The organism is Algoriphagus sanaruensis (genome assembly GCF_001593605.1).
In the GTDB taxonomy this organism is placed as follows: Bacteria; Bacteroidota; Bacteroidia; order Cytophagales; family Cyclobacteriaceae; genus Algoriphagus; species Algoriphagus sanaruensis.
Genome location: NZ_CP012836.1, coordinates 1,936,153 through 1,956,985, shown reverse-complemented (window position 1 = coordinate 1,956,985; position 20,833 = coordinate 1,936,153). Strand labels below are relative to the sequence as shown.

The following is a 20,833-nucleotide window of genomic DNA, read 5'->3' as shown; positions in this document are numbered from 1 at the left end:
ATGAATTTCAAACTTATCATAGTGGATGACGACACCGACTACCAATTCTTTCATAAGCTATTGGCCATGAAAGCGGAGTTTCACCACGACCCTATTTGTCTTTCTTCTGGACGAGAAGCCATTGAATACTTAGAAAAAGAGAAAGATTCCAAAGACAATATTTTGATCTTTTTGGATTTGTATATGGTAGATATGGATGGCTGGCAAGTATTAGATTACATCGAATCTCTTGACCAACCTCATCGAATTAAGGTGATTGTAATTACCTCATCGGTTAATATGGCTGATAAGAAAAAAGCTATTCGATATAGCTGTATCATCGAATACATCGAAAAGCCATTAATGAAAAACTACCTAATTGCCTTAAAGCAATCTCAGCTATTTTTAAATTAAAACAGGATTTAACGCCACAGAGATTTTTACTTCCTATCGAATCAATTTTCGAAACGTAAGATTTATCCGAGGTCCCAAAATTTTGGAGGACTTCGGAAGTTGATGCTCCCAGAAATGCTGACTCTCTCCTTGCATCATCAATAAGCTCCCATGAGAAAGAAGTACATCCCGTTTGATTGATTTTTGGGTATAGTGGCGTAATTGAAATTTTCTAGGAGCTCCAAATGTCACAGAGGCAATGGATGGATTTTGGCCCAACACCTGCTCATTGTCCCGATGCCACCCCATACTATCTTGGCCATTTCGATAGTAATTGCACAATACATGGGTAAACCGAAGCTGAGTAAACTCCTCGATTTTGGTTTTAACTGCCATCAATTCCGGAGTCCATGGCAATGGGGTCATCTGAATCCCTGAATACCCATAAGGCATTCCAGCTTCTCCATAGAGTGCCGTCAATCTAGGCTGCATGATTTCTCTCCCAAAAATCCGAATCGGTTCTTGACGCCAAGCCAAGCTCTCCTGAAACGACCTCATCAACTCATCTGCTTGAGTGTCTTCAAAAAAATGTGGATAAAATCTAACCTCTCCTTGAAATGGAAGAAGGTTTTCTTGAGAGTTCAAAAACAAATCCTGTTGCATAGCTCCTAAACCCCATTTTTTTTAAGAAGGTTTTCCAAACCTTTCTTCAGCAGCGCTAAAGTTCATTTGAGATTTTTTTACCTAATTTATCCCAAAATCCTTGCACCTTTTAGATTTACTAACCCATGAAAAAAATTCTAACTATCGCCACCCTTATCTTAATTACCGTGGGAGCCATATTTATTTGGTGGAGATTCTATTTTGTATTTGGCGAAGGCGTAAAAGCAGGAAGCCTCAATTATTTTGTCAAAAAAGGAATCATATTCAAGACTTGGGAAGGTCGAATGGTGCAGGAAGGATTCCAAAGTCCTACCTCAGGAGCACTTCAATCCAATGAATTTCGCTTTAGCGTGACAGACCCCGATGTTGCAGCGATTTTAGAAAGAAATTCAGGGAAGCATCTCGAGGTACGCTATCAAGAATACAACGGAATGCTTCCCTGGAGGGGAACTAGTCAATTTGTAGTTACGGAGGTAATGAATTCAGAGGATCTCAAAACGCCAGGCAATTCTTTACCCGTGGATCGATAATCAAGGCTTTGTCCAATAATCAAGAACGGTAACTTTATCCAAATGAGGCCCTAGAATCGCTCCAAACTCTTTATGAGCTGGGTGAGGCAGATAAGCATCCCGATCAGCGTCCGAATGAAAAGTCAAAGTAAATGCATGAGTCAGGCCTTGATTAAGGCCTTCTGGACTGGAATTAGTGCCCCATTCAAACCCTTTGATTTCCGAAATCTGGCTAGGCAATGCTTTAAATGCATCCACCACTTTCTGAATATCTTCTGGTGAGGAGGTTTCTTTAAACCCAAACAATACAACGTGTCTTAATAAGGAATCTGGCATAGTGCTTTCTTGGATAGTGATTTCTGGAGGAAAGGAGTCTTCGATAACTTCTTCATTCGGTGTAGTTGGACTACATGCAAAAGAAAGAGGGAGTAAGAGAAAATAAATCAATTTTTTCATAAGTGGATGAGGTTATTTTTCAAGAAAGGGAAGATACATATTCTAGCGCTTTCAATTATACTTCTAATTAAATGGAAGGAAAATCTTTCCTTTTCTTGGATTTCAAAGGGAAGAAATCAAATTTTACGAAAATCTCGTAGAAACATGCCATTATCTGAAATGAAATCCAATTTATTGTTCCTCCTTTTTGTACTCTCCACTCTTTTATCCTGTACTACAACCCAATCTGAAAAAGCTGAAGGAGACTTTTCCTATCAATTGGTGAAAGTGGATTCATTTGCGATTGAAAATCAAACACAATTAGTGATTGTCGATTTTTCACCGGTGGAAAATATCTTCCTAGGGTATTCGATTATATCCGATGAAATTTTAGAAATCAATCCTCAAGGCACTATTCTAAAACGTGTCCATAAAAAAGGCGAAGGCCCAGGACTATATGGAAATTGGAATCCTACAGGAATGAGCTTCGGACCAGACTCCACTCGAATTCTGGAATTCCCCTTTTCGATCGTTACTTTTTCTCCAGAATACGAACTCATCAATCAAACCCGGATTAGTTCACCGCTACCGATTCGGACATTTGGCCCCATGGGCAAACCACCTGTTTTTCAAAAAGAAGACAGTACGATTGTGCTTGCTGGCCCAAGCAGCTTCCTTCCGGCGCATTACCTGATTCATAATCAAGAAGGAAAAGACACCCTCCAAAACTTCTATGCAATCAATCTGGTATCCGGAAAACAGCAATCCGTGATCCCATATTTGCCAGAGTCGGTCTATCAAAAAACTGATATGGTGTATTATGAATTAATGACCAAGCGATTTGTAGTCGATCAAGAGGAGAATGAATTGATTTTAGTACATGGATTAGATCCATTTCTTTTGATATATGATCTTTCTACGTTAGAGCTCAAGTGGAAAATTGACTTTACACCCGAGGAGTTTCTAACCTTTTCACCTTTACCGATAGGTACTCCAAATTCGAATCCTGAATATGATCAACACCGTTTCTACTCAGGTCGAAACCAACGATTGGTTGAATTAGAAAACCAAACCTATCTACTTCAATATTTCCAAGGCATCTCAGAATCGGAATATTTATCCAAATCGGCTCAAATCGAAGGATATACTCCAGCTGAAGATCAAGAAAAGCGTAGTATCATCCTATTCGTCGATGGAAAAGCACTCTCCAAGGAACTTCCAAGTCCAGAAGGAAATCTAATCCTTGGATTACCTGGAAATAAGATCCTCGTACAAGAACCTGGAAATCCTGAAATTGAAGAAGAAATTTTCCGATTTAGCATCTATGAGTTAGTCAAAAATTAAGTCAAATTGACCAACCGAGACCTTTCGCTACTTTGATAGATTTGGATATTTTGATGCATTTTGCAGAAAATTTAAGTACGCTGTCAAACCTATGAAAATCGCCTTCTTTAGTACCAAGTCTTATGACCGAGAAAGTTTCCTAAATCATAGAGAGGGATTCAATCATGAATTTAGTTTTTTCGAAGTAGGACTAGATCACAAAACAGTCGCCTTAGCCGAAGGCCATGATGTCATCTGCTCATTTGTCAATGATCCAGTGGATGAATTTATCTTAAAAAAACTGGCTCAATTTGGAATCAAACTCATTGCCTTAAGATGTGCAGGTTTTAATCAGGTAAATTTAGAAGCCGCTGCAAAGCATGGAATCAGAGTAGTTAGAGTCCCTGCCTATAGTCCAGAAGCGGTCGCGGAGCATGCCTTCGCGATTTTACTAACCTTGATACGGAAAACCCACAAAGCATTTAACCGAGTACGGGAAAATAACTTTTCCTTAGAGGGACTTACTGGTCTCAATATCCATGGCAAAACCATCGGAGTGATAGGCACCGGAGCAATAGGAAAAGCATTCTGCCGAATTGCGAAAGGGTTTGGAGCAAAAATTCTGGCGCATGATTTATATCCCAGCGAAGAAATGGTCGCTCTTGGGGTCACCTATTTGCCACTACAGAAAGTTATTGAACAAAGCCAGATCATTTCTCTCCATTGTCCCCTCACTCCCGAAACACGTCATTTGATCAATTCGAAAACACTCAGCTATATGCAAAAAGGGGTGGTACTGATCAATACCAGCCGAGGAGCGCTAATTGATACCAAAGCGACCATCAAAGCACTCAAAACCAAGAAAATTGGATTTCTAGGTATCGATGTTTATGAGCAAGAGGAGCACATTTTCTTCAAAAACTTATCCGAAGAAATCTTGGAAGATGAGCAGATTTCGAGATTAATGACTTTCCCAAATGTATTGATCACAGGTCATCAAGCTTTTCTAACGCATGAGGCGCTAGCCCAAATTGCAACCACCACTTTAGAAAACATTACTGCCTTTGAAAAGGGGGAAATCCTCCAAAATGAGGTAAAAAAAGTATAAAAAAAGCCCGGAAAGCTATCAGCTACCGGGCTTTATATTTTAGTGATTAGATATTATCTAACTACTTTAACGTTCACAGCGTTGATGCCTTTTTTACCTTGTACTTTGTCATAAGTAACACGGTCATTTTCACGGATCTCGTGTACCAAGCCAGAGTGGTGTACGAATACGTCTTCACTTTGGTCAGCTGGTGTGATAAATCCAAAACCTTTGGTTGTGTTAAAGAATTTTACTGTTCCTTCATTCATGATTTCTGAAATTTTGATTGGTTTTTACTTTGTTTTGATTGGATTGATTTGAATTTGATTTTTTCTCGACTGGTGGAGCTGGAGGAGAATCTGAGATATTTCCGAATTCATCTACATAAGCGATCATATTATCCAAGCTTCCATCTTTGGGCTGGGATTTACGCTCCAGTTTCTTTTCGAATTTCTCTTTTTGCTTTCGCCTTTTGAGTTCCGCCTTTTGTTTTTTGATAAATGTGTTTTGGTTTTTTGACATTACTAAAGTTTAGTTTACAAAAGTGATGGCATGACCGACTTTACCGGCCCTACCTGTCCTGCCAATTCGATGGATATAGGCATCCATTGTCATCGGTAGCTGATAGTTGATCACATGACTTACATCAGCTACATCGATTCCTCTGGCAGCTACATCGGTGGCCACCAGCACCCGGATATCTCCTACTTTAAACTCCTCAATCATGCGATTTCGAAAATTTTGAGACTTATCTCCGTGAATTTGTCCAGCTTTGATTCCGGACTGATTTAATTTTTTTGCCAGTCGATCCGCCAAACGCTTGGTTTCGGTGAAAAGAATCACCTTTTCCAATTCGGGATTTAGAAACAACTCGGCGAGCAAGTCAAACTTATCCTGTCCTTCAGGTACGCGAATGGTCGTTTGCTCGATATTTTCATTGGTTCCGGAACCGGAATCTACTTTTACCTCAATTGGATTGTTTAACAGGCCATCGATGAGCTTCTTCTGATTAGGCTCCAAGGTGGCTGAGAACAATAAAGTCTGCTCCCGCTTTCCGATTCGATTGACCAGCTTATTCACATCTAGCACGAAGCCCATATCCAGCATTCGGTCAAATTCATCTAGGACAAGCGTATTGATTTTCCGCAAGTCAAGAACTTTACGATCAGACAAGTCTAATAAACGACCTGGCGTGCCTACGATGACTTGAAGCTTCCTGGCTAACTTTTGTGGGTCAGAATTGATATTCGTGCCTCCAATGAAGGTTGCGGAATATAAATGAAGGCCTTGGGTCAGACTTTTAAATTCTTCTTCAATCTGAAGTGCCAGCTCCCGAGTAGGGGTCACAATCAATGCTGAATAATTGCTCGGATCCTTCAGGGCATGCTCGATAATAGGAATCAAGAAAGCGGCAGTTTTCCCAGATCCTGTCTTGGAAATTGCCATCATATCTCTTCCATCCATTAAAGGAAGGATAGATTGCTCCTGAATAGTGGTCAGGGTTTGATACCCTTTGTTCAGGATATTTTGAAGCAACTTAGGACTAAGCGAAAGGTCTTCAAAAGACTTATTGGTTCGGAACCCCTCCTGACCAGAAGGCTTGGCTTTCTTTTCAAAAAGCCTTGGGTCCAAGGAAGATTCCAGCTTTCGCTTAACCTGCCTTCTATCTACCCCACTTCCTCGAGAAGGAGAAGGTGATGGTTTTGTATTTTTTTTATTGAATGTCATTTGGAAAGTTGTTAGGCTTTTACAGGCTCCATTTCAGCATTACCTAGGTGGTAAAGCATATTAAAATGGGCTTTCAAAGCATGAAAAAATGTCGGTTTTGAGTAATACGGGATATTAAATTCCTCCGCTGTAGCTTTCACTATCGGTGCAATGTGCCTGTAATGAACATGACAAATATCCGGAAACAAATGGTGTTCTACTTGATAATTTAAGCCCCCAATCATCCAAGAAAATATTCTGCTTTTCTCTGAATAATTTGAGGTGGTGGCAAGTTGATGAAGCATACGTTCACCTTCCACAACTCCATCTTCATCCATTTGAGGAAAGGCCATATCTGGCATGATGTGCGCTGTCTGAAAAACCAAAGAAATGCTTAATCCTGTTATGAAATGAAGTGCCAGAAAGGCAAGTAATATTTCACCAACTCCAAAGGGTGAGAAGAGGATTGGAAATCCAAGGGTGAACACATAATACACTAATTTCCATGCGACAATCTTGAGAGCTGTATTTCTATATACATTTTTCCCTTTCAATAATCCCATTTTATAATAGCGATTCAAGCGGACAAAATCTTTGGTAGTTACCCATGATAGGGTGGACAGACCATAGAAAAACCAAGTGTACCAATGTTGGTAGGGATGAAGTGCGTTCTTCTTCACATTCGGTGAAAACCTTAAGAAAAAAGGAGCATTGATATCATCATCTCCCTCATGGATATTGGTAAAAGAGTGATGCAAAACATTGTGTTGGATTCTCCAAACAGTGGCATTGGCACCGACGAGATTAAGGGTATATCCTAGGATTTTATTGATCAGAGGATTGGATGAATAGGTTCCATGAATGGCATCATGCATGATTCCCATCCCGATTCCAGCCATTCCAAAACCGCTCAAAATAAAGCATAGAAATAATTGCCAAGTCTGATCTGCTACGCCAGTGATGACTAGAATAACCGGAACAAAGTAAATCGAAAGCATCACCAACGTTTTGATGACCATTTCGCGATTTCCAAATTTGGTTTGTTGAGTTGACTTGAAATAGGAATTGACACGTCCCCTGAGGGCAATGGAGAAATCAGACAAGGCTGATTCCGAAAATCGGATAGTTTTAATAAGAAGGTAATTTTGTTGGGTGAAAGGTACTCTGGGTTCTCTTTAAGATTGTGATCTGCAGGTTTTAATCCTAAATCGGCTAAGCCGCTTGAGAATCAAAAAAGTAGGAGAAAAAGAAGTAAAACCTGGTAATGGAGAACTCTTGATTTGCTACTTGTGGCAGGTGAATCGCCGATGCTAAACTTGGTAACAAGTATCGAAAACATTTTTCCGACATGCCAAAGGTCAGGAAAGGATTCGGTAATTCCTAATTTTATAGGAAAATAAGTCCCTACTGCCCTGCTACCATTTCCAGTTGATGATACTATTAAAATGAATCAATTCAACTTTATTAAAAATCTGATTTGGGGTTAAATTTTCAGAATGTAAGGCTTGTTTACTGACCAAGATCAAATGTACATCCAGTCCCTTAATCCACTTGGATTGAATTTTGAGGCCAAAATTGGTCTGCTGATAACTTGGCATTGCATATTTATTTTCAGCGGCATTGGATACATCGGGAAGCCAATGGATTCCTGAATGTAGGTAAATGGAAAGCGGGACTTTAGCAAATCGGTATTCTCCGTATCCTACCACTGCATTCACTTTGGAAAAACCCTCATTTCGCTCTCTTGGGATAAACGTGTACCAAGCATCTTTCCCCCATTCTCTCGGACTGAGCCATCGACCCTTTCCACCAACATGCAAAACATTCAGGTGCGTTGTCCAATTCGAATTTTTCAAACCAATTCGCCCAGAGATCGAATAATTGACATCTTTTGGATCCTTATATCGAAGGTTTGAGTCATCATTCCCCCCATTTCCCAAACCGTGTTGTAATCCAGATTGGATCCCAAAAAGTAATGTTTTGGAAGTGAGTTTTCGATTATTCTCAAAAGTCAACCCATACGTATTGAAGATATTTTGGGCATGAGTCATTGAAAAATGAAGCTTTGACGATTCCCCTAAGGAACGATCTGCTTCCGCAATTCCAATCCTTTTACTACTCGTATTCTGGAAATAGTTTCCTGGTTTACCCGAAATATTACGTCCTTGGGGAAATATCCCTATAGTCTCTCCTATTCCCAGCCATTCACTACTTCCACGGATATTCAATCGATTAATTGCCCAAAAATTAAACTTCCAATAGGCACTTGGCTTAAACCAAGCCTTTATTCCTTCCATGACGGTAGGAGAAAGGCGACCATCTTGCGCATTCACCCAGTCGGTATTGATATCCATCCTACCTAGACTTAGTCCAAATTTGTGGAGGGAATAACTGATTGATAATCGCTCCATTCGTCCAAAAAATCGATCACGGGTATCCAGTAAGTCAAATAGTCCAGCTTCATAGCGGTTGGATTGACCCGTAATAGGATCAGGCAACCAATAATCGGAACTGATGGCATTTGCAAAAGATCGATATCCTGCGCTAAAGGAGAAATTTTGGTTGAAAGTCAGGTTTATCCCTGAATACAAACTCATTCCCAAGGCATAGTCCGACTTTAATTCGCGAGAAGGATAATCCGTATTCATCCAAAAAGTCCGAAAGTGGACCTCAGGAGATAAATCGATTTTCCGTTCTTTTTCTTGAGCCTGAATACTTGAAACGAACCCAAGAAAAAGAAGGGAAATAGAAAGAAAAGACTTCATTATTTGCTTTGAGCGCGGGCCTCTTTGATGGGTTTGAAAGGACCAAACTTGTGTTGCTCTTCTGAGAATCCATCGGTATACGGACCAAATGGATGGTCCATAGGCTTTTTAGAAATATCCGGCCAATCCTTGGACAAATCTTTCGCAGGACGTTCCAGACTGTTCACATAGGCAGCTACATCCCAAGCCTCTTCGTCACTCAACATCGGATTTTCAAACGTCGCTCCTAATGGCATATTGGCTTTGACATATCCGGCAAATCGGGATAGTCGATAAAGTCCAGCCCCATGATTGTAGCTGTTTTTACCCCAAAGTGGCGGATAGATATAACCTGAACCATCTTGCTTTGGCATTCCTTGACCATCCGCTTGGTGGCAACTCGCACATTGGGCATCATAGACCAATTTCCCCTTGGCTGGATCAGCAGCCCGATCCAAAAGTGGTACTTCGTAAATTCCTGATCCCTTGGGCGATTCCCCTTTGGGCACATCTTTACCAAGCCAGTTCATGTAAGCTACCATAGCTACCATTTCTTTTGAATCGCGCTCCAAGGCTTTACCATTCAGACTTCGCTCAAAACAATCATTGATTCGCTTTTCAATATCCTCAGATTGTCCAGATCGAGCTCTGACTTTCGGATAGGTAGCCGCTACAGCACTGTAATTATTCCCCAAAGGCGCTGTACCAGCCTGCAAGTGGCAATTTTGGCAATTCATTCCATTTGAAATCGCCTTTACTTTTCCATTTGGCCCAAGGTAAGCAGCAGTATTAGCGATCAGTTCTTTTCCATATTTGATATCTTCTGCATTGGCTTCCGCCTCCAAAGTCGCCCAATCAGGACTTGACCACATTCCGGCAGGATCAACAAGGGCCGTCACTGCAGGAACTTCTGGCAGGGATTGCACTTGCTCAGAATTGGAATCCGCTTGTAAAGAAGGCAATTGAACGCCCGAATAAGACAGGAAAAGTACAAAACCAACTACTCCCACCAAGGCAACGGCAAGACCTAAAAGTGCCACAAGAAGAGTAATCAGCTTGATAAATGGTTGCATAATCTGATTCATAGTCGTAAGGTAATGTACAAAAGTGCAAGAAACCACCCGCCCAAAGCTGTGACTAACATCACATCAGAAAAATAAAAAGGAATCTCAGCAAATCATCGAGAAGATCATCTCCTTGGGAACGTAATTGAAAAACTGAGATAAGGATTGATTAAAAAAATAGGCATTGAACTTCAACTCCAGTCTGTCAAATACCATTAAATTCCTTTTCAAATTAGAGTAAGAGTTTTTACCTAATGAAAAGTACCTCCAGAAACCTTGGCTATAAAAACCTGTTTCGCACCTACCTTTCCATCAACCACAAAACCTGAATCATTTTTATACAACACTAGCTCCAACTCGTCACCCAAATGACATTCGGCCAAATAGTTAATGGAGATAAAATCAGGAAAAATCTGTTTCTCAGCGAGCAGATCCTCCACCCAACGGATATAGCTGGTATTGTTGACATGATGGTAAAGATCCAAATCAGAATACCTTACCTGAAGCTTGAGCTGATGAATCTCTGAGCCCGAACAAGTTAACTTCTCAGGTTGCCAAGTGGGCGCTAGTTTGGGATCAAAAAGCTGACCTGGCAATACGGATTCTGGTCTTTGGATTCGTTTGGTTTCCATATTTAGTAGAAGCCAAGAGGACATAGCGCGAGCCAAAACTCGTTGACTTGCTTCCCAAACCATAAATTCCCGGAATGCGAATAATTTTTCCGCTCCCCTTCCACCGGTAAACAACTGGATTTGATCTCCCCATGAAGGCCATGCACTTACTTGAATTTCCAAGCGCGAAAGAGCCCACATTTGCTTAGACTCCATCAGATTTCTTCCAAAATCTGCGGAATCAGCATGCTTCCAGGCGATTTCCTGAAGAAAATCCGCTAGGGAACTGAGACGGATTTTCCCGTTTGGATGAACTTGAAATGATCCAACTTCTGCTGACTTTTCAAATTGAAAATCTTCTGGCAATCTCATCAGGCGGTCTTTTTCGGGAATTTTGGAGGAATCAAGAATACCTGTTTCCTAAAACTTGAAAGTAACAAAATACCCAAGCCACACATCGCGACAAGTGCGAAAGAAACTTTCAAGTCAAATAACTCCGCCACAAATCCTATCATCGGAGGCCCTAACAAAAATCCAAAAAAGGATATAGTGGAAACCATCGCTAATGCAACACTGGGAGAATAAAGCTTAGACCTTCCAGCAATCCCATAAGAAAGCGGAACAATCGAGGCCACACCTAAACCTACCAAAAGAAATCCGAGAGTTGCGGACCATACAACGGGAAGAAAAACAGCTGTCAACAACCCTGTTAAAATTAAAAAGCCACTGACTTGAATTACCGCAACTTTGGTATAGCGATCGGCTAGTTTGTCGGTAAAAAAACGACCTGAGGCCATGGCTCCCATAAAAGCCACATAACCCAAAACGACTAATTCTGGCTCAGCAAGTACAACTTTTTTAAAGTACACTCCGCTCCAGTCAAACATACAACCTTCACTCATCATACCCAAAAAGGCAATCATTCCGACTCGAAGAAGTAAAGCATCCGGCTTTTTCAAAACCAAACCTCCCCCTTCAGAGACCTTTTCTTCCTTTATAATATAGCCTTTAGCCACAAACAGAATGAGCAGCGAAATCAGGGTAATCACTCCAAAATGCTCCGCTGGAGTCATATTCAAAAAAATCATTCCTGCGCCGATTCCTGCTCCCGTAAACCCAGCCAAACTCCATAAACCATGAAATGAGGCGAGGATATTTTTCCCCATTTGATCTTCCAAATCTAATGCTTGGGTATTCAAGGAAATATTCATGGTATTCCCGAGCATTCCATAAGTTACCAGAACAGGAATCAACACCCAGCTCGAAGGACTTAATCCGATTAAGGGTAGTGTCAAGGCATAAATTACACCTCCTACTAAAATCACGACACGACTTCCAAAGCGATGAACCGCCCAACCAGCAATAGGCAAACCTATCAAAGATCCAATCGGTAAAAACAAAAGCATGGAACCCAACTCCCCTTCCGAAAGATCAAATTTGGATTGAATATCTGGAATCCGAGAGGCCCAACTGGCGAAGCAAAGGCCAACGAAAAAAAACAAAGATCCCACAGCCACTCGGCGTTTGGATAGAAGATTCATAGGTACTGGCAAGGTTTGTAGCGTCGCAAAGGTAAGACAAAGTCGCTGCAAATGGGAAAGATTATAGAAGCAGACAAACTATTCGAACCTCTTGGTAGTTTTGTCAAAAAACTCACCATGGAATTTATCATTGTAGGAGCTATCCTAGTCACAATCATTCTGATGATCCGATTCATCATCAAAAAGGTTTTTAATTGAAAAAGCCGCTTTTCGTGAAAAAAGCGGCCTGATTTTTTAAATGCCCGGTTCTTAATTTGGAAGCTTATCTGCATATTTCCCATAAACCCAAGTTCCGGCAAGTGCTGAAATCAAGGTTACGAGAACTACCGTATAGCCACTTCCAATTTGTGCAAACAACGGCCCTGGACAAGCACCGGTAATCGCCCAGCCAAGTCCGAAGATAAATCCTCCGATCACCTGACCTTTTTTAAACACCTTATCAGGGATGACAATATCCTCACCGTGGATGGTTTTAACATTGAATCGCTTGATGATCTGAACGGAAATAATCCCAGTCACCACCGCTGAACCAATTACACCATACATGTGGAATGACTGAAGACGAAACATCTCCTGAATTCGGAACCAAGAAATAATTTCCGCTTTCACAAAAACGATCCCAAATACAACCCCAATAATGAGGTATTTTAATAATTCCAAACCATGGTCGTGATCCTCTCTGAGGTTAGGTGCTGCGCAATGAGGATCGGCGATGTGTTCTTTTTTATGTTTTACTGCTGACATAATTTCAAGTGATTAAAATCCTACTAGTTTCATTAAAGGCTCAAGAAGCACATGAGTCATCAAAAAGCCACCAATCATGAAGAAAGTGGTTGCGATTACGGATGGCCATTGCAAGGAACTGATCCCCATGATCGCATGTCCTGAGGTACATCCACCTGCATAACGAGTACCAAACCCAACCAAAAACCCTCCAAAAACAAAGAATAGAAGACCTTTTGCAGAAAATACCGTTTCCCAAGTGTATAAATCAGCCGGCATCAAATCAGAGAAATTGGTAATTCCCAAAGCTGCCAAATCGGCCTGAGTTGCCTCAGAAATCACGATGGTGTTTGGATTTGCCATAAAATTGGTAGCGATAAATCCGCCAATTGCCACCCCCAAAACAAAGAGTAAATTCCAGGTTTCCTTTTTCCAATTGTAAGAGAAAAAGGGGATTCCAGCCGGAACACAGGCTGCGCAGATATGTCGTAATGACGAGGAAATACCAAAGGTCTTATTCCCCAAAATCAGCAATGCAGGTACTGTTAGCCCAATCATCGGACCTGCCACATACCAGGGCCAAGGCTGCTTAATCCATTCAATAAATTGTTCCATATACGTTGTTTAGGTTTTGCTTTTGTTTAAAATCTGTAATCTAAAATAATATTCAAATTAGTCATATTGACTCTGTTAATCACATATTCAAGTGGAATTGCAGTTTGCCGATCTTCATTTTTATGAGCAATCAAAAACTGAAGATCCAGTCCTTTGAAAAATCCATCAAATCGATAGTCCACAAGTCCGGTAAAATGGAGGTAATTGGGTAAACCGTATTTATTCAACCTTAGGTTATGAATATCTGGAGTTTGCACATGACTTGCCCCAAGTGACACTTTCAATTTATCCTTGATGAATGTTTTGTCATACTTCACTCCCAAAGCGTGAACTCCCCCCATTCCTTCAAATCGTTCTCTAGGTAAGCTTACATAAAACTGCTCTCTCCCCCATTCTCTTGGAAACAAAAACCTTCCTTGATCCGAGATGTACAGAAAAGAAAAGGCCAGTTGACTATGCTCTTTCTTAATCCCAGTTTGAAATCCCATTCCGTGGGTTTTTTCTCCGGGCAATAGATACGATTTTGCTGGATCTGGATTCCCACCGTCTCCTACCGCTTGCTGGTAAAATGCCTGAATGCCGATCATCAAATCCAAGTTAGAATTTACCTTTTGGAGGGAATTGACTTCTGCAAAACTTGCTGCAAAAATCCCTTCTGCCAGATAATTCCATGCTTTAAGATCGAATTGATCTTGGTCATAAGTTACTCCCAGTATCCCTATTCCTTTGGAACTGACGTGATGATGGTAGTCATCCTCAACTCCAAGTGGATTTCTGCCAGTATTGTAGAATCCTAATGTTTCTTCAATCGGCAACCATTCCAAGGATCCTCTAGAAATGGCATGGGTAAACCAAGCGCCAGTAAGTTTCACCTTTCCCGGATTAAATTCAGTAGAAATACCACTGAATAAATTGGGACGCATCCGATTATCAGAAGCGTTAAGTAATGGACTTTCGAAATGATGACGCCCAAACCAGGTCGAGAATTTTTCCTTTTCATACGAGATGTAAAACTCCTCCAAGCGATCCATATCGTGATGATTATCGGGATGATGCACATCAAAGAGCGTAAGCTCGTAACGATTGGAAAGTCCCGTTTGAGGATCTAATTTCTGGATATTGTTTTCAAAATGCCTGAAAACAAAGAATCCACTAAACCCTACTCCAAAACCCTTCCATCGAGGACTGAAATAACCCAGACCTGCCCCCGTACCCCAAGTTGAGTAATCCAGTAGGCCTTTGGTATTCTCAGTGTGCATGTAAAACGACCTGAGATGAAATTCGAATTGTCCCTTTTCAAGTATTTCCCCAAACAACTTTTTGTGTGGGTCGGTAGACATGGATTCATGTGGATGTTGAGCCAAGAGTGGATTAGAAACCAATCCGGCAAGCATGAAGATTCCAATCCCTACCAATTTCAAAACAAAGGTCTTCATATGATTCTAGTTAATCTTGTGACTTTGGTCACATCGGTTGGCTTCAAATTAAAAATGGCAGTCTCTAAAGACTGCCATTCCGTACTGATCAACTTTTATTTATTTGATTGCTTAGAGCAAGGTGGTAGGACACACGTAATCGGTTACCTTAAATTTCTCAGATTCTTTGATCGCCTTGAATCCACCAGCCACGTCAATGAGGTTATCATATCCTCTAGCTCTCAAGATTGAATTGAAGACCATCGAACGATATCCACCTGCACAGTGTACATAGTAGGTCTTGTTTTTATCTACCTTAAGCATACTGTCATTGATGTAATCCAAAGGAGCATTTTCAGCATCTACCACATGCTCAGAAAGATATTCAGAATTCTTTCTCACATCCAAAATATGGATATCAGGATCGCCCTCCTTGATTTTAGCCAATTCATCCACCGTGATAGAGGTAATGGAATCGACCTCATGTCCTGATTCTTTCCAAGATTTAAACCCACCAGCTAAATATCCGATGGAATAATCGTAGCCAACTCGAGCCAATCTCGTGATTACTTCCTCCTCGCGACCTTCCTCGGCTACTACTAGAATTTCTTGCTTCAAATCAGGAATCATCGCTCCTACCCAAACAGCAAAGCTTCCATCAATTCCGATGTTGATTGAATTTGGAATAAAACCTTTAGCAAAAACTTGGGCCTCTCTGGTATCCAAAATCATAGCTCCCGTTTCATTGGCAGCAGCTTCAAATTCAGCAGGACTCAATGGTTTTACACCTCTCTCCAATACCTCATCGATGCTATCATATCCTTGGATATTCATCAATACGTTTTGAGGAAAATAAGCTGGAGGTGGAGTCAAACCGGTTAAGACTTCTTTAATGAATGCTTCCTGGCTCATTGGCTGAAGCGCATAATTAGTCTTCTTTTGGTTGCCTAGGGTATCTGAAGTTTCCTTACTCATATTCTTTCCACAAGCTGAACCTGCACCATGAGCTGGATACACGATCAAGTCATCAGAAAGAGGCATCAATTTATTTTTTAAAGAATCATACAGGTGAGCTGCTAGTTTTTCTTGCGTCAAATCTTTCACGACTTTTTGAGCCAAGTCAGGTCGACCTACATCGCCGATAAACAAGGTATCACCCGTGAAAATGGCTTCTTCTTTGCCTTCCTCATTAGTCAACAAGTAACAAACCGACTCCATGGTATGACCTGGCGTGTGAATCACTTTGAATTTGACCTTTCCCAATTGGAATTCCTGACCATCCTCTGCGATAACCGCGTCAAATCCCATTTTCATGCCAGTAGGTCCGTAAACGATTTTTGCTCCGGTTTTTGCAGCGAGATCTTTGTGACCAGAAACAAAATCTGCATGGAAGTGTGTCTCAAAAACATACTTGATCTTAGCTCCATTTCGCTCTGCCTTTTCAATGTAAGGTTGAACTTCTCTTAATGGATCAATCACGGCAGCTTCTCCTTCAGATTCGATGTAGTAAGCTCCCTGAGCAAGACATCCGGTGTAGATTTGTTCGATTTTCATAGATTCTGGTATTTATTATTTTTTGTTTTATGCGTTCGAATAGTCAAAAATATTTCAGTCAGCAAAAGCCTCAAATGACTTTTGTCACATTCTGAATTTAGGCATGAGCCATCAATTGAGATTCAAGAGTCTGGACCAAAACATGGGTTGGAATTACCCCAGATTGTCTCCATACCACCTTACCCTTGTGAAATAAAATTAACGTAGGAACCCCTCTGATTTGAAACTTGCTGGCTGCAAGTGGATTCTTATCCACGTCAACTTTTACAATTTTTACTTTATCACCCATTTGCTTGGCAGTATCTTCTAGAATTGGGTGCATCATTTTACACGGACCGCACCATACGGCAGTGAAATCTACCAAAACGGGAGTTTCCCCATCTATTAGCTCTTGGAATGTTTTAGGTTGTGTGCTCATGGTCAAAACGATTAGCGATTACTGATACAAATGTAAAGGGGCGCACACCTCGATTACAGTAATTTTTGTCACATGTAGGCTCAATCTCACAAGTACGGCTCAAACTCTTAAAAAGTGCAAAAAAAGCCTGAATTGGCTAAAATTTTCTATTTTCGGGCTTCTAATTTCAACTTGAATGCGCTCATACAAGCAAATCAATACAATCACGGGTTGGGTAATTTTTGCACTGTCTACCCTGATTTACGTACTCACCGTCGAACAAACCGCAAGCTTCTGGGATCCAGGAGAATTTATTGCCGTTTCCTATAAACTCCAGGTACCTCACCCTCCCGGGGCTCCCTTTATGCTATTAGTCTATCGGATGTTTAGCTTCTTAGCCTTGGGAGATGGACTTTCGGTGGCCTATTGGATGAACATTGGAAGTGCATTGTTTTCAGGATTTACCATTTTGTTTTTGTTCTGGTCCATCACGCTATTTGGAAAGCGAATTTTCAAAATTGAAGAAGGAAAAGAGTCCAGTGGTGAAATCATCGCACTTATGGGGGCAGGAATCGTCGGCTCCTTGATTTATGCATTTTCGGATAGCTTCTGGTTTTCAGCTGTGGAATCAGAAGTTTATGCCATGTCTTCCTTCTTTACAGCAATTGTGATTTGGGCTTTCCTAAAGTGGGAACTGATCCAAGACCCGAAAGAGGAAAATCGCTGGATGATATTTATCGCCTATTTGGTCGGATTATCAATTGGAGTCCACTTGCTCAATTTGGTAACCTTGCCAGCCTTGGCGTTAATTTATTATTTCAAAAAGTATCCAAATCCTAACCTCAAAGGAGCCATTTACGCCATGTTTTTGGGTGGCGTTGCCCTGATCATCATTAACAACCTGATCATCCCTGGACTTCCAAGTATTGCAGGTGCGATGGAGATTTTCTTTGTCAATTCAATTGGATTGCCATTCGGTTCTGGCATCGTCGTATTTATCCTACTCTTCCTTGGGGCATTGATTTTTGGAATTCGATATTCTCTCCAAAAAGAAAAATCGCTTCTCAATACCATTTTATTATCTCTGACCTTTATTCTGATCGGTTATGGCTCTTATGCCTTAATCATTATTCGATCCAATCAAGATCCGATCATCAATGAAAATGCGCCAAAGGATATCATTAGCTATGTCTCTTATCTCAAAAGAGAGCAGTATGGCTACCGACCGCTTTTGCACGGCCAATATTTCACCGCACAGTTGGTAGATCAAGAGGAAGGCGCTCCGATCTACATGAAAGGCAAGGATAAGTATGAAATCGTAGACTATGAGTTAAAGAACACCTACGATCCTGCTAAGACAACGATTCTACCGCGGATTTACTCTACTCAAGAAAATCACAAACGGATCTATCGTCAAAAATTAGGACTCCGAGAAGGGCAAGAACCTACTTTTGCTGACAACATCTATTTCATGCTCAGCCACCAACTGGGTCAGATGTATTGGAGATACTTCATGTGGAATTTCTCAGGAAGAGAAAGTGACTTTATGGATGCCCCTTGGATGGGTCTTGCTGATAGCCTCAGCGACAAATACCCGGATTATATCAAGGAAAATAAAGGACATAATAATTATTACATGCTCCCTCTTATCCTTGGCTTAATCGGGATTTTCTTCCAAGCCAAGCGAGACCCAAACTATTTTTACGTCAATCTGATGCTCTTTTTGATGATGGGTGTGGTATTGGTGCTATATCTCAACTCTCCCCCTGTCGAACCTCGCGAGCGAGATTACATCTACGTGGGTAGTTTCTATGCATTCGCTATTTGGGCAGGCCTAGGAACATTGGCTTTAGCTCAAGGGCTATTCAAAGTGACCAAAAATCTAAAAACCTCGGCCATTATTGCCACCTTGATTACTCTTCCTATTGCAGGTTTGATGGGTAGTGAAAACTGGAACGATCATGATCGAAAAGGAAGATTCTTCTCAGTGGATTCTGCCAGAAACTTCCTGGCATCGTGTGCTCCAAATGCCATCTTGTTCACCGGTGGTGATAATGACACCTTCCCACTTTGGTATGTACAGGAGGTTGAGGGATTCCGAACAGATGTACGGGTCATTGTATTGAGCTACTTTGATACTGACTGGTATGTAGAGCAAATGACCAAACAAGCAGATCAATCTGATGCTCTTCCTTTCTCCCTTTCTCAGGAACGCTATCAAAAAGGCACCAATGATGTGCTTTATGTCATGGAACGAGAAAATCTGACGGCAATTTCTGCGAAAGAATATCTGAAGTTGTTAAATGCAGGATCAGATTTACTCAAAATGCAAACGGGAGGAAAGAGCGTGGTCAACATGGTTCCCTCTCGCAACTTGATCCTAGAGGTTGATAGCAGTTTTGTACAAAATGACGAGATCGTACCTGCACAATTTAAGGATCTATTTGCCCCACAAATCAATCTGAGAATTAAGGGTAATTATTTAACCAAAGGAAATATGATGTTGATTGACCTTATCGTCAGCAACAATTGGGAACGCCCTATCTACTTTAATAACACCTCCCTTTCTACCATTGGAATTGATCTGGAAGACCATGTGGTCATGGAAGGAATGACCTACCGACTACTTCCAGTTAGAAAACCAGATTATGTCCGAGGAGAATTGGTTAACACAGATATCGCATACAAAAACCTGATGGAGAATTTTGCCTTCCGAGGAATGAATGATCCAAATGCTTATCTGGATGAGGAATACCGCAGATTCACATCCAATCATCGAAGTACAATTAATACGATCGCCATGGCCCTTTTAGATGAAAACGATCTAGAGCGAGCGGCTGAAGTACTCAATTTCGGACTGGAAGCAATGCCGAATGAAGCTGTACCTTATGACCTTAGCAATGGCCAATCTGTACCGCTTTTCTTTGAAGTCGGGGAGGATGAAAAAGCCTTGGATATCATAGATAAAATTTCTAAAAAATCACTGGACATGATCGAGTTCTATACTCGAGAAGATCGGGCTTATGATCGGGAAATGATGATTTCCATCGAAATGGTGAAGTATTTCATTCCACTACTGGAAGAGAGAGGATATCAAGAAAAAGCCCAAGAGCTGAAGCTTAGACTGGAAAGTCTAATCGGAGCTGAAAGTTCACAACCAGGAATTTTGGAACGGAAATAAACAAAAAGAGCGAGTCAAATGACTCGCTCTTTTTATTTTCAATGGTTTACACTTAATCCTTTTTTCGAAGGATATAGAATAAATCTAAACCTTGCTCAGGATTCGATTCTACGGTGTAGTCTTCATGGGAAATTTGAACCACCGAATTACCCTGTTGTTTGTGTAGTTTGTTTCTGTTAAATCGATTAAGAATCTCATAAGGCCATCTTAACACAGCAGCAGGTAATCTGTGCTGTAAATCCAAAAAATCAAATCGCATGATCCGCTGAACGGATTTTCGATTTGCCTCATGATAAGCCCAGACTTTTTCATTTCCTCCTATTCCCATTGCTTCAACCTGATCAAAAATCCCATCGCAAAGACTTTTTAATTGATTAGGAGTATATTCTCGGACATGCCAAGGATTTCGGGAAAGCGTATGATTAATATTTGGTGTGGAGATGATAGCTTTCCCTCCTGGTTTCAGCATTCGATAGATTTCCTCTAAGAATAAGCGGTCATTTTCAATATGCTCAATCACTTGAAAACTGACAATTGTATCATACTTGTCTGATTCAAACCCGGAAAAAGGCGGGATGACGGCTTGCTGAAATTCAACCCCAGGAAATTTGGTTTTCAACTCCTGAATGACCTCCCCGATTTTATCCAAACCCAAATAACTCGTCGCCAAAGGAAGCAATTCGCTCACTCCTCTACCCTCTCCACAGCCTACTTCCAGTAGATCCCCTGAGATCCAAGGCTTTGCTGCGATATAGGCTTTTAAAAGTCGTTGATGGATAGGATTATCGCTTATTAACTTATCTGACGCGATTTCCGTTGTATAGGTAGCCATTCGAAATTTTAGTATTTTGGCAAAAGTAAGGCTAATTTTTAAATCCTGAATCCCTATCCA

General features: G+C 41.0%; 22 protein-coding genes. 6 read left to right on the top strand and 16 right to left on the bottom strand.

Annotated elements, in window-relative coordinates; genetic code table 11:
* Positions 1-393, top strand: coding sequence for a response regulator (locus tag AO498_RS08685; RefSeq protein WP_067546121.1), 393 nt, complete (start codon positions 1-3; stop codon positions 391-393).
* 33 nt (positions 394-426) lie between these two features.
* On the opposite strand, the gene AO498_RS08680 is transcribed toward AO498_RS08685, so the two are convergent.
* On the bottom strand, positions 427-1,035 hold the full coding sequence (locus tag AO498_RS08680) for an alpha-ketoglutarate-dependent dioxygenase AlkB family protein (protein WP_067546117.1): 609 nt from the start codon (positions 1,033-1,035) through the stop codon (positions 427-429).
* 125 nt (positions 1,036-1,160) lie between these two features.
* Here AO498_RS08680 and AO498_RS08675 point away from each other — a divergent pair, with 125 nt between their 5' ends.
* Positions 1,161-1,565, top strand: coding sequence for a hypothetical protein (locus AO498_RS08675; protein WP_067546114.1), 405 nt, complete (start codon positions 1,161-1,163; stop codon positions 1,563-1,565).
* On the opposite strand, the gene AO498_RS08670 is transcribed toward AO498_RS08675, so the two are convergent.
* Entirely contained in the window at positions 1,566-1,880 is a 315-nt protein-coding gene (locus AO498_RS08670; RefSeq protein ID WP_417876915.1) for a Dabb family protein, read from the bottom strand.
* 264 nt (positions 1,881-2,144) lie between these two features.
* Between AO498_RS08670 and AO498_RS08665 the strand changes: the two genes are divergently transcribed.
* Both AO498_RS08665 and AO498_RS08660 read left to right on the top strand, forming a co-directional pair.
* Complete coding sequence (locus AO498_RS08665) at positions 2,145-3,323, top strand: hypothetical protein (RefSeq protein ID WP_148660207.1); 1,179 nt, start codon at positions 2,145-2,147, stop codon at positions 3,321-3,323.
* Between the two features lie 91 nt (positions 3,324-3,414).
* The gene (locus AO498_RS08660; RefSeq protein WP_067546105.1) at positions 3,415-4,410 is read left to right on the top strand and encodes a 2-hydroxyacid dehydrogenase; all 996 of its coding nucleotides are present in this window, start codon (positions 3,415-3,417) and stop codon (positions 4,408-4,410) included.
* A gap of 53 nt (positions 4,411-4,463) precedes the next feature.
* Here AO498_RS08660 and AO498_RS08655 read toward each other — a convergent pair whose 3' ends face one another.
* The 8 genes from AO498_RS08655 to AO498_RS08620 all read right to left on the bottom strand — a co-directional run bounded on the left by AO498_RS08655 (position 4,464) and on the right by AO498_RS08620 (position 12,056).
* Positions 4,464-4,658, bottom strand: coding sequence for a cold-shock protein (locus AO498_RS08655; RefSeq protein ID WP_067546102.1), 195 nt, complete (start codon positions 4,656-4,658; stop codon positions 4,464-4,466).
* The gene (locus AO498_RS08650; RefSeq protein ID WP_067546099.1) at positions 4,651-4,911 is read right to left on the bottom strand and encodes a cold-shock protein; all 261 of its coding nucleotides are present in this window, start codon (positions 4,909-4,911) and stop codon (positions 4,651-4,653) included. The genes AO498_RS08655 and AO498_RS08650 overlap by 8 nt, the downstream gene beginning before the upstream one ends.
* 9 nt (positions 4,912-4,920) lie before the next feature.
* Entirely contained in the window at positions 4,921-6,117 is a 1,197-nt protein-coding gene (locus AO498_RS08645) for a DEAD/DEAH box helicase (protein WP_067546097.1), read from the bottom strand.
* An 11-nt stretch (positions 6,118-6,128) separates the two neighbouring features.
* Positions 6,129-7,199, bottom strand: coding sequence for a fatty acid desaturase family protein (locus AO498_RS08640; protein ID WP_236778581.1), 1,071 nt, complete (start codon positions 7,197-7,199; stop codon positions 6,129-6,131).
* A gap of 312 nt (positions 7,200-7,511) precedes the next feature.
* The gene (locus AO498_RS08635; RefSeq protein ID WP_082792208.1) at positions 7,512-8,861 is read right to left on the bottom strand and encodes a hypothetical protein; all 1,350 of its coding nucleotides are present in this window, start codon (positions 8,859-8,861) and stop codon (positions 7,512-7,514) included.
* Positions 8,861-9,925 (bottom strand): c-type cytochrome, encoded by a 1,065-nt coding sequence (locus AO498_RS08630; protein ID WP_067546091.1) that lies wholly within the window; start codon positions 9,923-9,925, stop codon positions 8,861-8,863. The genes AO498_RS08635 and AO498_RS08630 overlap by 1 nt, the downstream gene beginning before the upstream one ends.
* 230 nt (positions 9,926-10,155) lie before the next feature.
* Complete coding sequence (locus AO498_RS08625) at positions 10,156-10,887, bottom strand: acyl-[acyl-carrier-protein] thioesterase (protein ID WP_067546088.1); 732 nt, start codon at positions 10,885-10,887, stop codon at positions 10,156-10,158.
* A complete protein-coding gene (locus tag AO498_RS08620) occupies positions 10,887-12,056 on the bottom strand; it encodes an MFS transporter (protein WP_067546085.1) in 1,170 nt (389 codons plus the stop codon). The genes AO498_RS08625 and AO498_RS08620 overlap by 1 nt, the downstream gene beginning before the upstream one ends.
* A 51-nt stretch (positions 12,057-12,107) precedes the next feature.
* On the opposite strand from AO498_RS08620, the gene AO498_RS17195 reads away from it, so the two are divergent.
* A complete protein-coding gene (locus tag AO498_RS17195) occupies positions 12,108-12,254 on the top strand; it encodes a hypothetical protein (RefSeq protein WP_157883969.1) in 147 nt (48 codons plus the stop codon).
* 51 nt (positions 12,255-12,305) lie between these two features.
* On the opposite strand, the gene AO498_RS08615 is transcribed toward AO498_RS17195, so the two are convergent.
* The 5 genes from AO498_RS08615 to trxA all read right to left on the bottom strand — a co-directional run bounded on the left by AO498_RS08615 (position 12,306) and on the right by trxA (position 16,781).
* Complete coding sequence (locus AO498_RS08615; protein ID WP_067546082.1) at positions 12,306-12,800, bottom strand: DUF6691 family protein; 495 nt, start codon at positions 12,798-12,800, stop codon at positions 12,306-12,308.
* Between the two features lie 12 nt (positions 12,801-12,812).
* Positions 12,813-13,394, bottom strand: a complete 582-nt coding sequence (locus tag AO498_RS08610; protein ID WP_067546074.1) for a YeeE/YedE family protein — start codon at positions 13,392-13,394, stop codon at positions 12,813-12,815.
* Positions 13,395-13,420: 26 nt separating this feature from the next.
* Positions 13,421-14,830 carry an OprD family outer membrane porin gene (locus AO498_RS08605; protein ID WP_067546072.1) on the bottom strand — a complete coding sequence of 470 codons (1,410 nt, stop codon included), beginning with the start codon at positions 14,828-14,830 and terminating at the stop codon, positions 13,421-13,423.
* A gap of 111 nt (positions 14,831-14,941) precedes the next feature.
* Positions 14,942-16,363, bottom strand: a complete 1,422-nt coding sequence (locus tag AO498_RS08600) for an MBL fold metallo-hydrolase (RefSeq protein ID WP_067546070.1) — start codon at positions 16,361-16,363, stop codon at positions 14,942-14,944.
* A 97-nt stretch (positions 16,364-16,460) separates the two neighbouring features.
* The gene (trxA, locus tag AO498_RS08595; RefSeq protein WP_067546068.1) at positions 16,461-16,781 is read right to left on the bottom strand and encodes a thioredoxin; all 321 of its coding nucleotides are present in this window, start codon (positions 16,779-16,781) and stop codon (positions 16,461-16,463) included.
* Positions 16,782-16,956: 175 nt separating this feature from the next.
* On the opposite strand from trxA, the gene AO498_RS08590 reads away from it, so the two are divergent.
* Positions 16,957-19,941, top strand: a complete 2,985-nt coding sequence (locus tag AO498_RS08590; RefSeq protein ID WP_067546066.1) for a glycosyltransferase family 117 protein — start codon at positions 16,957-16,959, stop codon at positions 19,939-19,941.
* A gap of 52 nt (positions 19,942-19,993) precedes the next feature.
* Here the strand turns inward: AO498_RS08590 and AO498_RS08585 are convergent, their stop codons facing one another.
* On the bottom strand, positions 19,994-20,773 hold the full coding sequence (locus tag AO498_RS08585; protein WP_067546063.1) for a class I SAM-dependent methyltransferase: 780 nt from the start codon (positions 20,771-20,773) through the stop codon (positions 19,994-19,996).
* Positions 20,774-20,833 lie beyond the last annotated feature (60 nt).

Coding starts and splice junctions, on each gene's coding strand:
- AO498_RS08630 (WP_067546091.1), bottom strand. CDS start 9,925: ATGAATCAGATTATGCAACCATTTATCAAGCTGATTACTCTTCTTGTG.
- AO498_RS17195 (WP_157883969.1), top strand. CDS start 12,108: ATGGGAAAGATTATAGAAGCAGACAAACTATTCGAACCTCTTGGTAGT.
- trxA (WP_067546068.1), bottom strand. CDS start 16,781: ATGAGCACACAACCTAAAACATTCCAAGAGCTAATAGATGGGGAAACT.
- AO498_RS08625 (WP_067546088.1), bottom strand. CDS start 10,887: ATGAGATTGCCAGAAGATTTTCAATTTGAAAAGTCAGCAGAAGTTGGA.
- AO498_RS08685 (WP_067546121.1), top strand. CDS start 1: ATGAATTTCAAACTTATCATAGTGGATGACGACACCGACTACCAATTC.
- AO498_RS08585 (WP_067546063.1), bottom strand. CDS start 20,773: ATGGCTACCTATACAACGGAAATCGCGTCAGATAAGTTAATAAGCGAT.
- AO498_RS08635 (WP_082792208.1), bottom strand. CDS start 8,861: ATGAAGTCTTTTCTTTCTATTTCCCTTCTTTTTCTTGGGTTCGTTTCA.
- AO498_RS08600 (WP_067546070.1), bottom strand. CDS start 16,363: ATGAAAATCGAACAAATCTACACCGGATGTCTTGCTCAGGGAGCTTAC.
- AO498_RS08680 (WP_067546117.1), bottom strand. CDS start 1,035: ATGCAACAGGATTTGTTTTTGAACTCTCAAGAAAACCTTCTTCCATTT.
- AO498_RS08675 (WP_067546114.1), top strand. CDS start 1,161: ATGAAAAAAATTCTAACTATCGCCACCCTTATCTTAATTACCGTGGGA.
- AO498_RS08655 (WP_067546102.1), bottom strand. CDS start 4,658: ATGAATGAAGGAACAGTAAAATTCTTTAACACAACCAAAGGTTTTGGA.
- AO498_RS08620 (WP_067546085.1), bottom strand. CDS start 12,056: ATGAATCTTCTATCCAAACGCCGAGTGGCTGTGGGATCTTTGTTTTTT.
- AO498_RS08605 (WP_067546072.1), bottom strand. CDS start 14,830: ATGAAGACCTTTGTTTTGAAATTGGTAGGGATTGGAATCTTCATGCTT.
- AO498_RS08650 (WP_067546099.1), bottom strand. CDS start 4,911: ATGTCAAAAAACCAAAACACATTTATCAAAAAACAAAAGGCGGAACTC.
- AO498_RS08665 (WP_148660207.1), top strand. CDS start 2,145: ATGCCATTATCTGAAATGAAATCCAATTTATTGTTCCTCCTTTTTGTA.
- AO498_RS08615 (WP_067546082.1), bottom strand. CDS start 12,800: ATGTCAGCAGTAAAACATAAAAAAGAACACATCGCCGATCCTCATTGC.
- AO498_RS08610 (WP_067546074.1), bottom strand. CDS start 13,394: ATGGAACAATTTATTGAATGGATTAAGCAGCCTTGGCCCTGGTATGTG.
- AO498_RS08590 (WP_067546066.1), top strand. CDS start 16,957: ATGCGCTCATACAAGCAAATCAATACAATCACGGGTTGGGTAATTTTT.
- AO498_RS08660 (WP_067546105.1), top strand. CDS start 3,415: ATGAAAATCGCCTTCTTTAGTACCAAGTCTTATGACCGAGAAAGTTTC.
- AO498_RS08645 (WP_067546097.1), bottom strand. CDS start 6,117: ATGACATTCAATAAAAAAAATACAAAACCATCACCTTCTCCTTCTCGA.
- AO498_RS08670 (WP_417876915.1), bottom strand. CDS start 1,880: ATGCCAGATTCCTTATTAAGACACGTTGTATTGTTTGGGTTTAAAGAA.